Origin of the sequence: Glutamicibacter sp. AOP5-A2-18, from assembly GCF_052446055.1 — a bacterium.
Classification (GTDB): domain Bacteria; phylum Actinomycetota; class Actinomycetes; order Actinomycetales; family Micrococcaceae; genus Glutamicibacter.
This window is the reverse complement of record NZ_JBQSVW010000001.1, coordinates 600,109-613,778: the sequence shown is the minus strand read 5'-3', so window position 1 is coordinate 613,778 and position 13,670 is coordinate 600,109. Positions and strand designations below refer to the sequence as shown.

Genomic DNA, 13,670 nt, shown 5'->3' with positions numbered 1-13,670 from the left:
TCACCAGCGGGTACGCCGGCGTAGCGTGCTCATAGAACCAATAAATTCCATCGCTTCTTCGGCAGTATCTACCAGCGCAATTTTCTCTTCCATGACCCGGCCTGCGGCCAACGCCTTGAGCAAAGGCCAAGCTGGCATAGTTTCAGTCCAGTACTCGCGTCCTAGCAAGACCATGGGCACCACGCGCGCGCCGGTGGCGTAGTAGTTTTCGCAGGCGTCTTGGAAGATTTCCTGCACCGTACCTGCAGCACCCGGCAGAACAATTAGTCCCCCGTTAGCCTGCTCCAACAAAATCGCTTCGCGAATAGAGTTGGTGAAAAATTTTGCGATCTTTGTTGCAAACAAATTCGGTGGCTCATGGCCATAGAACCACGTCGGCACACCTAATGACTGGTGGGTGCTCGGGAATCGATCACGAACGGCGAGCGCAGTGCGAGCCCACTGTGTGCGCTGGTGAATCGCATCTGGAGCCGTGGCGAGCATCTGCAACGCAGCGTCGACATCTTGTGGATCATAATCAGCCAACCAAGCACCGAGGTTGGCCGCTTCCATCGCCCCCGGTCCCCCGCCGGTAGCAACGGCACATCCTGCCCGAGTAATCAGTTGGCCCAGTTCCACGGTCTGCGCGTAGTGCTCAGATCCGCGGGTCATCGCGTGCCCACCCATCACACCAATCAGCGGTGAGTCTTTAAAGGCCCCATCGTAAACTTCGGATACCAGAGCTTGAGAGATCTGGTAATCATGCAAGGTGGTCGCCATGGCACTGTCGTTATCGGTGACTTCAGGTGTGCTGTGTTGCTGAGAGTAGGCGTAGATCAGTGCGTCCGGAACTTGCTCATAGGGCTTGTCATCAATGCCTGCGTATATTTCGGCGGCCGTATATAGGTCCCGCTCACTGGTCTGAAAAGGTAGTTGCGTGCCTGAAGACATGCACAGTCCGCCGGTGGCCTGAACCAGTTCACGTCCCGCGGGTGAATACTGGCAATCAATAAATATCGCCTCGGACAGGTCCAGCGAACGCAGTATGGAATCGCGCTCACGCAGATCTAGTCGATGCACCCGCCACCCGTATCCTCGGGCATGGGGATTAGCCAAAGCTTCAGCAGCTAATCGGTCAAATTCGATCAGTGAAGTGATGTTCACCGCGCGCGCCGGAAGAAAAGGCCAGATATGGGACATGCGACAACGCTACGTCATACATAGGGATTATTCACACAGGGGCGCTTCAACTTTCACCACGGGCCGGAACGTGAAACGATGAGAGGATGAGTAACTCTGTTCCACCAACCATAGACGCCCGCCACTTGTTGGCCTTCTTGGGCGATGTTCCTTTCTTTTACGGAAAGAACTTAGCCGCTGAAGAAAATTCCGTGGTTGACGTGGAATTCGACGAGACGACTGGACAGATCGAGGGCACCGTACGAGCCGCCGATGAAGAGTTCTCGCCGATGATCCAAGTGCAGCAGGTCGATGATGAATGGAAGATCGAACTGTGCGAATGCTCCTGTGACAAGCCAGGCATCTGTGCACACATCGCAGCGCTAGCGATTGTGTCGAACAAGATTGCTTCCATGCCACGCCTGGTTCCTGTTGCCGAAGAAAAAAGCTCGGCTGCTTGGTCTCAGCAAATCGGGTCTTGGTTTGAAGAGTCAGAGCCCGGTCCAGCTGACGGATTGCTCGGTTCTCAACATGATCCAGTAGTGGCCATGGGTCTTCAGTTCATGCTCTTTGACTCGAAGAACACCACCCAGCAACAGCAGTGGATGCCTACTGGAACCATTCCGCATCCCACGCGCAACAAGCGTTTCCGTTTGGGGGTACGCCCCATGGTGCGCAATACCGAAGGCCGCTGGGTTCGCGGCCAGTTGCGCTGGACCACCCTAGGTTTCAAAACCTACGGCTGGAATCTCTTGCGCTCACAGCATCACTGGTTCACTCGTTTTGCTTCCATGGCCCGCAGCGACACCCAGCTGCAGTTTAAGGTTGATGAAGATTGGCTATTCATGGACGAATACGCCTCCGACCTGTTGTGGCCTTTGCTTGACCAAGCACAAGAACTTGGCATCCCTTTGATCTCAACACGCAACGAACAGCGCATTCGCATCGTCGACCCTGCCGCATTTAGCATGCGAGCCTCACTGGACGAAAAACAGTTGCAGCTCGGTGGTGTCCTGCACATCGACGGTCAGGATCTACTTCTGGATGCCGACTCCCCTAGCGGCGTCATTGCTGATCACGGTTTTTACGCTCAGCTTGGGCAGCCAGATGAAATTTGGCTGGCCCCAAGCACTGAACCCATCGCCGAGGCTCACCGCCGCTGGTACGCAGACCGCCGGCAGGTTGCTGTTCCAGTCGCAGAGATTAATGACTTCTTCGAATCGGCCTACCCTCGTTTGGCACGTCGTTTTGACCTACGCAGCGCCAGTGAAGAGTTGCAACTTCCTGCGTTGAAGCCACCTTTTGTTCAGGCCACCGTCACCTACAAACGCGATCTGAATGAGAAGGGTGAGCCAAATGATTCGGCGACCCTGGATTTCCAGGTCCGCTACCCGGGTGTACCGGATCATCACGAAGTTTATGATTTTGAAGCCGAAGAAGAACTTCGAGCAGCCGTGGATGAAGTCTTCCAGGAGTATACAGGAAACGGCAATCCTGATCTTGCACCCAAGTTCTACTCGGGTGAATCGGTCATTACCTTTGTCTCCGAAATTCTGCCTGCCATCGAACAACTTCCAATGCTCAAGCTGCTTGAGAAGGGAACACGCCCAGTCTTCCGTCAGCTGCGTGAACTCCCCCAGCTGAAAATCAATGCGGTAAATCATGAGCGCACCGACTGGCTGGATTTAGGCCTGCTGATCACCGTTGGTGACCACGCAGTTCCTTTCTCGCAGATCGTCGAAGCGATGAGCAACGGCCAGATGAAGATCAAGCTGCCCGATAACACGTGGTTCTCCTTGGACCAACCGCTCTTCGCTAAGCTCAAGGCATTAGTCGATGAGGCGCAGGCCCTGAACGACAAGCCAAAAGAAGGCGACCTGAAGCTTACTGTCTTCCAGATCTCCATCTTTGAAGAACTTGATGAGCTCGCCGAAGGTATCGATGGCGCAGACATGTTCATTGCGCGCATGCGATCCCTGCTCAGGGTTGCCGAGGGAGATCAAGCTGAGGTCCCTCAGTCGCTTAATGCGCAGCTGCGCCCTTATCAGGTTGAAGGCTTCCGCTGGCTCAGTCGCCTGTATGAAGGCGGTTTCGGCGGGATCCTGGCCGATGACATGGGTTTGGGTAAAACCCTTCAGACCATCGCCCTGATCTTGCACGCGCACGGTTTGTGGGACGATGAGCAAGCGTGCGCCCAGTTGCCGGCAGCGCAGCGCGAGCGTGCACCGTTCTTGGTTGTTGCTCCGAGCTCGGTGGTCTCTAACTGGGAAACCGAAATCAACAGGTTCGCTCCGAGCTTGCGTGTGGTGAGCATCGAAGGAACTATGAGCTCACCGCATCAGCTGCGCGACTTGGCTCAAAACTACGACGTCATTCTCACGACCTACACGTTGCTGCGCCTCAACGATGAGATCTACGAGGGCCAGCGCTTCGCCGGGTTGATTCTTGATGAGGCCCAGTTCGTAAAAAACCGCTCCACCAAGGCTCACCGCACCGCGGTCAACCTCCAGACTAATTTTAAGTTAGCTGTCACCGGTACCCCGATGGAAAACAACCTCTCCGAGCTTGGCGCGTTGTTGTCTTTGGTAGCTCCGGCGCTGTTCTTGAACACCAGTCGGTTTAACCGTCAGTTTGCCCGTCCAATCGAGGTCCTGGGCGATAAGGACACCTTGGTGCTGCTACAGCGTCGTATCAAGCCGTTCATGTTGCGCCGCACCAAGGAATCTGTGGTCCTGGATCTGCCTCCTAAACAGGAGCAGCAGCTGTTGGTTCGTCTCTCCGACGAGCACCAGCACGTTTACGACACCCACTTAAACCGTGAGCGTCAGAAGATTCTGCACCTGGTTGAGGATCTGGATCGCAACCGGTTCACCATTTTCCAGTCGTTGACCCATCTTCGTATGTTGGCACTTGAACCATCGCTGGTTGATCCCGAGCTTGCCGATGTCCCCGGATCCAAGCTGGAGGCACTCTTTGATCAGCTTGACGATGTACTCGGCGAAGGACACCGCGCCTTGGTCTTCAGCCAGTTCACTTCCTACCTGAAGGTGTTGGCCGAGAAGCTCACTGAGCGTGGCGTGAACTTTGTGTATCTCGATGGAAATACGCGCAATCGCTCCAAGGTCATTGATCAGTTCAAGGAAGGCGAAGCGCCACTGTTCTTGATTTCGCTCAAGGCCGGTGGTTTCGGTTTGAACCTCACCGAGGCTGACTACTGCTTCTTGCTTGACCCATGGTGGAATCCTGCGGTTGAAGCTCAGGCGATTGACCGTACTCACCGTATTGGCCAAACCCGCCAAGTGATGGTCTACCGGATGATTTCCCAAGGCACCATCGAAGAGAAGGTTGTCGCTCTGCAGGAAAGCAAGCGCAAGCTCATCTCAACAGTGATGGATGAAGCCGATGGGTTCTCTAAAGCACTGACCGCTCAGGACATTAGAGGGCTGCTCGAGTAACAGGTTGATTAAATCTCTGGGAATAGGGGCCGACTGCTAGCCAGACACGATATATTCGTTATGACGGTTGATGTGCGTTATTCCACACATAGTGCACCCAGCGGTTACTGGCCTGAGCGGCTCCTCGTTCAGGCGAAACGAACGATGAAGGCGGTAATAACCGTGTCCCTGATTAAATCGGAGACGATCAGTACCCCCGATGATGACTGGATGCGCGCATCAGTCAGTACTGAAAAAGATCGTGTGGTTATCGAGGCAGGACAGGAACGTTTGTTCTTGGAAAACGATCGCCTGTTGGAAAAAGTCCATCAGGTTTTAGCTTCTCCGCTCGAAGAGATTTTTTACAACCCTAAGCACAGGATGCTATTGATTCCTGGAGCGTTCGCGGTTGTCGGTTCCTCGTTCCTACGAATCGATGCTGACGCTCAAGCGACTGTTGGCCTACGAGGCTAAGAATCGTCACTGTCTGCCCCAAGACACCCAATCGGTGCACTTGGGGCATTCTTGTATCCACAGAAACACACCGCTGTCCCGGACTGTCCGGGTCGCCCTCAAAAGGTGCTGCCACAAGCCAAATCAAGCAATCTTCGCCGATTTTTCGCGGCGTGTCATCTAGAGGCCTTCACCACACTTTCGGCGCAAAGAGACCGCAGTGTGCGTCCCGGCCCAATTCGCTTACATGCCTATTACCTTCAACGGTTTTCGCCTGTCTGTCAGCTGTGCCAAGTCCCGCATTAGGCTCAGTCGATGAGACGTGGGACACGCTCCGATTCGGGGAAATATTAGGTTACTTGGTAGTGTAGATAACTATCCGCTAAAGCGTTTCATCACTCGAAGCCCCGGATTAGTCGGTTTTTCGAGTAGAAATCTATCGATTTCGATGAGTCGCCCGGTGTCTGTTTGTGACTGCACGGAGTAATTTTTTACTCACTGACGAAGTGTCCCAGACGCCGGCTGAACGACAAGATCAAGAAAGATACGAGGAGTGAAGCTATGGAAGCCGCTAATCCACGCAAGCAACGGTTTTTTAGAAAACGTCGTCTAAAAGTAGAAGATGTCAACGTTGTTGACGACTCAATGCTTAAGAAGGCCATCGGCGGTACCGTCGTCGGTAACCTCATGGAATGGTACGACGTTGGTGTCTACGGCTACCTGGCCGTGATCATCGGCAAGTTGTTCATGCCGGACACCGTCGACCCAGCAATTCAGACTTTGTTCAGCCTCGGCGTCTTCGCCGTGACATTCGTGGCCCGCCCGCTGGGCGGTGTAATTCTGGGGCAGATGGGTGACCGCGTTGGTCGCCAGAAGATTCTTGTCTTCACCCTACTGATGATGGCACTAGCCACCTTCGGCATCGGTATCCTCCCGGATTACACGGTATGGGGTGTAGCAGCACCAATCCTGCTGGTTGTTTTGAAGCTCATCCAGGGCTTCTCCACCGGTGGCGAGTATGCAGGTGCTACTACGTTCATTACCGAGTACGCACCAGATAAGCGCCGTGGCTTCTACGCCTCATTGCTGGACCTCGGTTCCTACATGGGCTTCGCCATTGGTGCTGCCTTTGTTTCGATCCTCCAGCTGACCCTGACTGAAGATGTCATGGAAGGTTTCGCTTGGCGTATACCATTCCTGGTGGCGCTGCCACTGGGTGTGATCGCTTTGTGGTTCCGTTCAAAAATTGAAGATACTCCAGCGTTCCAAGAAGCCCAGGAGGCTGCCAACCGCGCGAGCGAGGACGCTAAGAACTCGGCGGATGCGCCTAAGGGTGTTATTGACCTGGTCAAGAGCTACTGGCGTGAACTGCTCACTGGGTTCGTCCTCGTGTCCGCCGCTAACACTGCTGGTTACGCGCTGACCAGCTACATGCCGACCTACCTGACCGAGACCCTGCACTATGACCCGGTCCATGGTAACCTGCTGACCCTACCGATCCTTGTTGGTATGTCTTTGTGCATCCCGCTGGGTGGCAAGCTCTCAGACACCATTGGTCGTCGTAAGGTGCTGTTCATCGGTTCGGTGTCCGCAATTCTTCTGGCTATTCCTGCGTTCTTGTTCATGATGCACGGCGCTGTCTGGTCAACCTTGGTGGGCTTGGCCCTGTTGGCCTTCCCAGTGACCTTCTACGTCGCCAACCTGGCTTCGTCTTTGCCAGCATTGTTCCCTACTGCCTCGCGTTACGGTGGCATGGGTATCTCCTACAACTTTGCGGTAGCGATCTTCGGTGGCTTCGCACCATTTATCATGCAGGCACTGGTCACCATGACCCAGTCATCGCTGGCACCAGCGTTCTGGGTGATGGGTACGTCGGTAGCTGGCTTTATCGCCGTCTGCTTCCTGAAGGAATCAGCACGTAAGCCACTGCCTGGCTCGCTTCCTTCGGTTGCGACCGAAGAGGAAGCTATCGAGCTGGTCAAGACTCAGGAAGAAAACCCTGACCTTGACGTTGAGGAACTCTTCGAGCAGGTTCCTGCTTTGGAGGAAAGCTACCAGCAGGAAATCGCCGATGGTAATCCGTCCGGTAAGGACATGACTCCACAGCCATAGCTTGCCCCTGGCTGCAGCTGCGAGCAGTAGCCAGATCAATAACTGAATAGCAAAGAGGAGAAGGCTGCGAAATCATTCGCAGCCTTCTCCTCTTTGCTTCAACGCATCTCTTGGATTTGGCCGATCTTGGCCTCAAAAAACTAATGCCCCGGATCCGTGAGGATCCGGGGCATTAGTCTTGGAAACGTTAGCTTAGAGAGCTGCGAAAACTTCGCGCAGCAATACAGCGGTCTCCGAAGGAGTCTTGCCAACCTTTACGCCAGCAGCTTCCAGTGCTTCCTTCTTGGCCTGGGCGGTGCCAGCCGAGCCGGAAACGATGGCGCCCGCGTGGCCCATGGTCTTGCCCTCAGGAGCGGTGAAGCCAGCCACGTAGCCAACAACTGGCTTGGTGACGTTGGCCTTGATGTAATCAGCTGCGCGCTCTTCAGCGTCGCCACCGATCTCACCGATCATAACGATGGCCTTGGTCTCTGGGTCAGCTTCAAAAGCAGCCAGAGCATCAATGTGGGTGGTACCGATGACTGGGTCGCCGCCGATGCCGATTGCGGTCGAGAAGCCCAGATCGCGCAGTTCGTACATCATCTGGTAGGTCAAGGTACCCGACTTGGAAACCAAGCCGATTGGGCCCTTGCCAGTGATGTTGTTCGGGGTGATACCAACCAGTGCTTCACCTGGGGTGATGATGCCTGGGCAGTTAGGGCCGATGATGCGGGTGATCTGGTTGCCGTCGGCGTCAACCTTCGACTGTGCCAGAGCCCAGAACTCAGCGGAGTCCTGTACTGGAACACCTTCGGTGATAACTACAACAAGGCCAACCTCGGCCTCGATAGCTTCAACGACTGCGTCCTTGGTGAACTTAGGTGGCACGAAGACGATTGATACGTCAGCGCCGGTCTCGGCCTTGGCCTCAGCCACGGTGCCGTAAACCTTGATGTCCTGGTCACCATGGGTCACGGTGGTACCAGCCTTGCGGGCGTTCACGCCGCCAACAATGTTGGTGCCAGCCTTGAGCATCAGGGCGGTGTGCTTGGTGCCTTCGCCGCCGGTGATGCCCTGGACGATGACCTTGGAGTCCTTGTTCAGGTAAATGCTCATTGTTCGCTTATCCCTCTTACTTCGCTGCGTTGGCGAGCTCGGCAGCCTTATCGGCGCCCTCATCCATGGTTGCTGCCAGGGTGACCAACGGGTGGTTAGCCTTGGCCAAGATGGCACGACCCTCTTCAACGTTGTTGCCGTCCAGGCGGACAACCAGTGGCTTGTTCGCTGCATCACCCAGGGTGTTCAGCGCGCCAACGATGCCGTTTGCTACAGCGTCACATGCGGTGATGCCACCGAAGACGTTGACGAAGACCGACTTGACCTGTGGGTCGTTCAGGATGACGTCAAGGCCGTTAGCCATAACCTCAGCCGAAGCTCCACCACCGATATCAAGGAAGTTTGCAGGCTTGACCGAACCGTGGTTCTCGCCAGCGTAGGCAACAACGTCCAGGGTCGACATAACCAGGCCAGCACCGTTACCGATGATGCCTACTTCGCCGTCCAGCTTGACGTAGTTCAGGCCCGAAGCCTTAGCCTTGGCTTCCAGCGGATCCGCTGCACCCTTGTCTTCCAGCTCTTCGTGAGCTGGGTGACGAACCTCAGAGGCGTTGTCATCCAGGGAGACCTTGCCGTCAAGTGCGACGATGTCGCCGGCGCCGGTCTTCACCAGTGGGTTAACCTCAACGAGGGTTGCGTCTTCTTCCTTGAAAACAACCCAGAGCTTCTGGATGGTTTCTGCAACCTTGGCACGCAACTCTTCAGGGAAGTTTGCTTCTGCCACGATCTCGGCAGCCTTCGCGGCGTCAATGCCAACGATTGGGTCAACGGCAACCTTGGCCAAAGCATCTGGGCGCTCAACTGCGAGCACCTCGATCTCCATGCCACCTTCTACCGAGCACATGGCCAGGTAGTTACGGTTCGAGCGGTCCAGCAGTACCGAGAAGTAGAACTCCTCAGCGATGTCGGCGCCCTGAGCGATCATGACCTTGTTCACGGTGTGGCCCTTGATGTCCATACCGAGAATGGCCGATGCGTGCTCGAAAGCTTCATCGGCAGTCTTAGCGACCTTAACGCCGCCAGCCTTACCGCGGCCACCGACCTTGACCTGTGCCTTTACTACAACTACGCCGCCGATCTTCTCAGCTGCGGCCTTGGCTTCTTCCGGGGTGTAAGCGACGATACCGGCAAGCACGGGAACACCGTGTGCCTCAAATAGATCGCGCGCCTGGTACTCATACAGGTCCACGGGTTTGTGTCCTTCGTTCGAAGTTCATGCTGACTCGCGGCATGGCCACGGACCGAAATCCATGCCATACCTAAGAGAGCGCACCGCAACAAACGGACGTCATAAGGCGCCGTAGCCCGTGCGCACCTCTCAGACTATCCCGACTTTCTCAAAGTTCCCACTTTTACAACACGTAGAGAAACTAGGGAATTCCGCCGAGAACCAAATTAATGTGACGAAGGTAACTAAATTACTCGGTTGGCTATTCGACTATTTCAAGAGGTGCATAACGCAATAACAGTCTCTTTTCAGAATCTGGGAATTGCACCTTTGCCACCGTCTTATCGCCAGCACCTTCCAAAGCGAGAACAGTTCCCAAGCCAAACGCGGAATGCTTGACCGATTGCCCGACCTTGGGAATGGTGATGTCCTTATTTTGCACAACACGTTGCTTGGAGACTGGAGCAGCATTCATGCCGCGAGCCGGCGCAGATGACGAAGTGCCAGCACCCCAATGGGTTCCACGGTCATATCTGCTCGTGGCGAAATTCACCGCAGAATTACCAAAGCCGAAGCCCATGCCACCGGAACCCTCGCGTTTCCAGTCGATGAGCTGTTCTGGAATTTCTTCCAAGAACTGGCTCGCTGGGTTGTACTGAGCTTGCCCCCAAAGGCTTCGCTGTTCAGCACGCGAAAGATACAGGCGCTCACGAGCACGAGTGAGCCCCACGTAGGCCAAACGACGCTCCTCTGCCAGTTCCTTCTCGTCGGTCATTGAACGCTGATGCGGGAAGACGCCGTGTTCCATACCGGTCAGGAAGACTACTGGGAATTCCAAGCCCTTGGCAGTGTGCAGGGTCATCAAGGTGACCATGCCTTCCTGCGCAGCCATCGCAGCACCTTCGTCATCACTGGGCGCTTCCGGAATCTGGTCGGCGTCGGCGACTAATGCCACACGTTCTAAGAATCCGGCCAAACCACCTTCAGGATCATCGTTAACGAAGTCACGAACCACAGCGACTAGTTCAGCCAGGTTCTCCACCCGTGATTCATCTTGCGGATCTGTAGATAGACGCAAGATTTCGAGATAGCCGGTTTGTTCCAGTACTGCTTCAAGCGCTTCGGCTGGTCCTGATCCTTCAGCCACAGTTTGCAAATCATCCATCAAGGAAACAAAGGCTGCGGTCATCTTGATTCCGCGGGTGCCCAAACCAGGTGCTTCATCGGAACGGCGCAGCGCTTCCATAAAGGAGATGCGTTCTCGATCAGCCAAGGCGGCCACTGCGCCTTCGGCACGATCGCCGATGCCTCGCTTTGGTTCGTTGAGGATACGACGGACGTTGATGTCATCATCAGGATTCACCAAGGCACGCAGGTAGGCCAACGCATCCTTGATTTCCTTGCGGTCGTAGAACCGAGTTCCGCCGACTACGCGGTACTTCAAGTCCAAGCGCATCAGTTGCTCTTCTAGGGCACGAGACTGCGCGTTGGTGCGATAGAAGATCGCTACGTCTCCGGGACGCACGTCGTTTTCATCGTTAAGTCGCAAGATTTCTTCGGCAATCCAGCGAGCCTCGTCGGATTCAGATTCACCGACGTACCCGGTGATCAGTTCACCGTCGCCGCTGGCGGTCCACAGTCGCTTGTCGTTGCGGTCCGGGTTGCGCTTGATAACTTCGTTGGCCGCAGAAAGGATCGTCTGGGTGGAACGATAGTTCTGTTCCAACTTGATCGTTGCGGCGCTCGGATAGTCCTTCTCAAATTCGATGATGTTTCGAATATCAGCACCACGGAAAGCATAAATTGACTGGTCGGAGTCACCAACAACAGTCAACTCGCCGGGGGTGGTCTCCCCCTCGATTCCGGTGAGTTCACGGATTAGTGAGTACTGCGCGTGGTTGGTGTCCTGGTACTCATCAATCAGTACATGACGGAAGCGGCGGCGGTAGCTGTCAGCTAGTCGCGGGAACGCTCGGAACATGTAGACAACTTGACCAATCAAGTCATCAAAGTCCAAGGCATTAGCCGAACGCATACGGCGGGTGTATCCACGGTAAACCTCGGAAACAGCTCGCGAGAACGGATCGTTGGTGTTGATGGTCGCGGCGTAGTCCTCATCGTCGATGAGCTCATTTTTCAGCGATGAAATTTTATGAGCGATCGCCTTGGGAGTGAAACGCTTCGGATCGATTTCCAATGACTTGGCCACTAATGTGATCAGCCGTAAGGAATCGGTTGAATCGTAGATTGAGAAGTTGGACTTCAACCCAATGGCCGCGGCTTCTCGACGCAAGATACGCACGCACGAGGAGTGGAACGTGGAAATCCACATCTTTTTCGCTTTGTCTTGACCAATCAATTCCGCTGCGCGTTCACGCATTTCGGCGGCTGCTTTGTTGGTGAAGGTAATCGCCAAGATCTCATGAGGGCGCGCGCGGCCGGTAGCCAGCAAGTACGCGATTCTGTGCGTAAGCACGCGCGTCTTACCTGAACCTGCACCAGCCACAATAAGCAAGGGGCCACCGGCATAGCGTACGGCTTCCTCCTGCTGGGGATTCATGCCGACCAACAGCTCTTCTGCGGTAGGCATGTCCGGTTGTGCAGTGTCCGTAGCGAAATCATCAAAAAGAAAATCCATGATGTAGCCAGTCTACGTGGCGATTAGGACACTTTTCGGTGGCCGTTGAAAAGTGCAAGCTAGAGCACGGGCATAATGGACTGTATGGCAAAGAACGTCAAGAAAACTAAAGAGTATCGCAAACCGAGTCAGTTCAATGCTCATGATCAACAGAGAGCTACAAACCCTGCTGCAGCACGAGTGGCAAGGAACGGTTCGCAGGACAACCAGTCGAATCCGATGCTCCTGATATCCGTTGGTCTAGTTGTCTGTTTGGCCCTTTTTGTCTATTACCACCTGCTGACCATGGTGCAGATGAAAGACTTGAGCGATTCGCTGTCCATGCCAGATCAGCGAGTCTTTGGCTATACCGTCGCAGATATTGAAGCTCTGCGTTCTGTGATGAATGCTGACGCCATCGGACAGTTGAACTACCTGCACAAGACCGCAGGATTCTTGTTCCCGATGTTCACGGCCATCTTCTCGATGTTGTTGTTCATTCGTTGGATTCCCAATCGCCAAACCCGTTGGTTAGCGTGGATTGCCCCATTGGGCTTTGCACTGATAGATATCTGGGAAAACTTCGCCATTGATGCCCTGTTTACCGGTGAACTCAGCCCTGGCTTAGTGGCTCTAGCTTCCATCTTGACCACCGTTAGGTGGGCTCTACTCTTCATCACGGCAGCTCTCGTACTGGGCATCGGAGCGGTGAGGGCCAACCGTGCACTAAAGCGTAAGATCTTGGCTATCCGAGAGGGTACTGAGTAGGAACAAGGGTGAGATTTACCCTCAGCATCCTAGTAAGATAGTGTTATTGGTGTTTTCATGCCCAAGCCTCTGTAGCTCAGTTGGATAGAGCGACCCTCTCCTAAAGGGTAGGCCGGCAGTTCAATTCTGCCCAGGGGCACCTAGACGAAAAGCCCTACATCCCAGTAATCATAAGGGATGTAGGGCTTTTGCTTTGCTCAAATAGTTTGTTCGTTGACATGTATTTATTAGTGTGCTGTACCGCGCTTTACTGCTCATTATGAGACGTGCGTGTGTTTTATGTGGGGTTGTAACGATCGAGGCAGGACTCTAAGCCCATGCGCGTAACAGTCGCGTAATTAATGACTACCCATGGCCACGCCATTTTTCCTAGCGGTTCATAGTGACTTTGAGGATGCCGTCAATCGGGTGTCTATCTTGGCGCTAGTCATGTCTATCCCCCAAACCTCATTGGCTCTTGAACGGCTTGCTTTGGTGGCAGCAACCTAGCGAAGGTGGATCCAAGACGTAAGCCTTCCGGCGAGCGCAGGACACCACTCAAGGGGATTTGAATATGAGCATCAAGATGTTTGGTATCGAAGAGCTGGCTTCACATGTTGGACGCGTCGTAGTTGCACACCTGGAAGGTGAGAACGTGAACGAGCTGGCTGGCAAGCTGATAAGCGTATCGAAGAGTTGGGCGCATGAGTACACGCTCAGGTTCGTTGGCGGTGACAGTGTGGTGATGCTTGAAGGCGACACGCTCACAGTGGACGGTGCGCGTCATACGTTGACTTAGAAGCCTTGTGTGCCGCCCTAACGAACGATAACGTTTAGATGCGACAACGCCCGGTACATCCCCTTAGAGGGGCGTGTACCTGGCGTT

General features: G+C 54.6%; 10 protein-coding genes and 1 tRNA gene. 7 read left to right on the top strand and 4 right to left on the bottom strand.

Going from position 1 to position 13,670, the window contains the following annotated elements; genetic code table 11:
* Positions 1–1,179: an LOG family protein gene (locus tag ACT3RW_RS02990; protein ID WP_444612763.1), complete on the bottom strand. Its 1,179-nt coding sequence runs from the start codon at positions 1,177–1,179 to the stop codon at positions 1–3.
* Between the two features lie 86 nt (positions 1,180–1,265).
* On the opposite strand from ACT3RW_RS02990, the gene ACT3RW_RS02985 reads away from it, so the two are divergent.
* From ACT3RW_RS02985 to ACT3RW_RS02975, 3 genes are all read left to right on the top strand, one after another.
* Positions 1,266–4,613, top strand: a complete 3,348-nt coding sequence (locus ACT3RW_RS02985) for a DEAD/DEAH box helicase (protein ID WP_444612762.1) — start codon at positions 1,266–1,268, stop codon at positions 4,611–4,613.
* A 162-nt stretch (positions 4,614–4,775) separates the two neighbouring features.
* Positions 4,776–5,066, top strand: a complete 291-nt coding sequence (locus ACT3RW_RS02980) for a hypothetical protein (protein WP_444612761.1) — start codon at positions 4,776–4,778, stop codon at positions 5,064–5,066.
* A 540-nt stretch (positions 5,067–5,606) separates the two neighbouring features.
* Positions 5,607–7,157 carry an MFS transporter gene (locus tag ACT3RW_RS02975; RefSeq protein WP_131090318.1) on the top strand — a complete coding sequence of 517 codons (1,551 nt, stop codon included), beginning with the start codon at positions 5,607–5,609 and terminating at the stop codon, positions 7,155–7,157.
* Positions 7,158–7,349: 192 nt separating this feature from the next.
* Here ACT3RW_RS02975 and sucD read toward each other — a convergent pair whose 3' ends face one another.
* The 3 genes from sucD to pcrA all read right to left on the bottom strand — a co-directional run bounded on the left by sucD (position 7,350) and on the right by pcrA (position 12,058).
* A complete protein-coding gene (gene sucD / locus ACT3RW_RS02970; RefSeq protein WP_131090319.1) occupies positions 7,350–8,252 on the bottom strand; it encodes a succinate--CoA ligase subunit alpha in 903 nt (300 codons plus the stop codon).
* Between the two features lie 16 nt (positions 8,253–8,268).
* A complete protein-coding gene (sucC, locus tag ACT3RW_RS02965) occupies positions 8,269–9,441 on the bottom strand; it encodes an ADP-forming succinate--CoA ligase subunit beta (protein WP_131090320.1) in 1,173 nt (390 codons plus the stop codon).
* Between the two features lie 241 nt (positions 9,442–9,682).
* Positions 9,683–12,058 (bottom strand): DNA helicase PcrA, encoded by a 2,376-nt coding sequence (gene pcrA / locus ACT3RW_RS02960; protein WP_131090321.1) that lies wholly within the window; start codon positions 12,056–12,058, stop codon positions 9,683–9,685.
* Positions 12,059–12,142: 84 nt separating this feature from the next.
* Between pcrA and ACT3RW_RS02955 the strand changes: the two genes are divergently transcribed.
* The 4 genes from ACT3RW_RS02955 (at position 12,143) to ACT3RW_RS02940 (ending at position 13,583) form a co-directional block, all read left to right on the top strand.
* Entirely contained in the window at positions 12,143–12,805 is a 663-nt protein-coding gene (locus tag ACT3RW_RS02955; protein ID WP_131090322.1) for a hypothetical protein, read from the top strand.
* A 65-nt stretch (positions 12,806–12,870) separates the two neighbouring features.
* Positions 12,871–12,944 (top strand) — tRNA-Arg (locus ACT3RW_RS02950).
* A gap of 212 nt (positions 12,945–13,156) precedes the next feature.
* Positions 13,157–13,294, top strand: a complete 138-nt coding sequence (locus tag ACT3RW_RS02945; RefSeq protein WP_444612760.1) for a hypothetical protein — start codon at positions 13,157–13,159, stop codon at positions 13,292–13,294.
* 64 nt (positions 13,295–13,358) lie between these two features.
* On the top strand, positions 13,359–13,583 hold the full coding sequence (locus tag ACT3RW_RS02940) for a hypothetical protein (protein ID WP_444612759.1): 225 nt from the start codon (positions 13,359–13,361) through the stop codon (positions 13,581–13,583).
* Positions 13,584–13,670 lie beyond the last annotated feature (87 nt).

Excerpts from the sequence above, each read along its gene's own strand:
- ACT3RW_RS02990 (WP_444612763.1), bottom strand. The coding sequence starts at position 1,179 with ATGTCCCATATCTGGCCTTTTCTTCCGGCGCGCGCGGTGAACATCACT.
- ACT3RW_RS02985 (WP_444612762.1), top strand. The coding sequence starts at position 1,266 with ATGAGTAACTCTGTTCCACCAACCATAGACGCCCGCCACTTGTTGGCC.
- ACT3RW_RS02975 (WP_131090318.1), top strand. The coding sequence starts at position 5,607 with ATGGAAGCCGCTAATCCACGCAAGCAACGGTTTTTTAGAAAACGTCGT.
- sucD (WP_131090319.1), bottom strand. The coding sequence starts at position 8,252 with ATGAGCATTTACCTGAACAAGGACTCCAAGGTCATCGTCCAGGGCATC.
- pcrA (WP_131090321.1), bottom strand. The coding sequence starts at position 12,058 with ATGGATTTTCTTTTTGATGATTTCGCTACGGACACTGCACAACCGGAC.
- ACT3RW_RS02955 (WP_131090322.1), top strand. The coding sequence starts at position 12,143 with ATGGCAAAGAACGTCAAGAAAACTAAAGAGTATCGCAAACCGAGTCAG.
- ACT3RW_RS02945 (WP_444612760.1), top strand. The coding sequence starts at position 13,157 with ATGGCCACGCCATTTTTCCTAGCGGTTCATAGTGACTTTGAGGATGCC.
- ACT3RW_RS02940 (WP_444612759.1), top strand. The coding sequence starts at position 13,359 with ATGAGCATCAAGATGTTTGGTATCGAAGAGCTGGCTTCACATGTTGGA.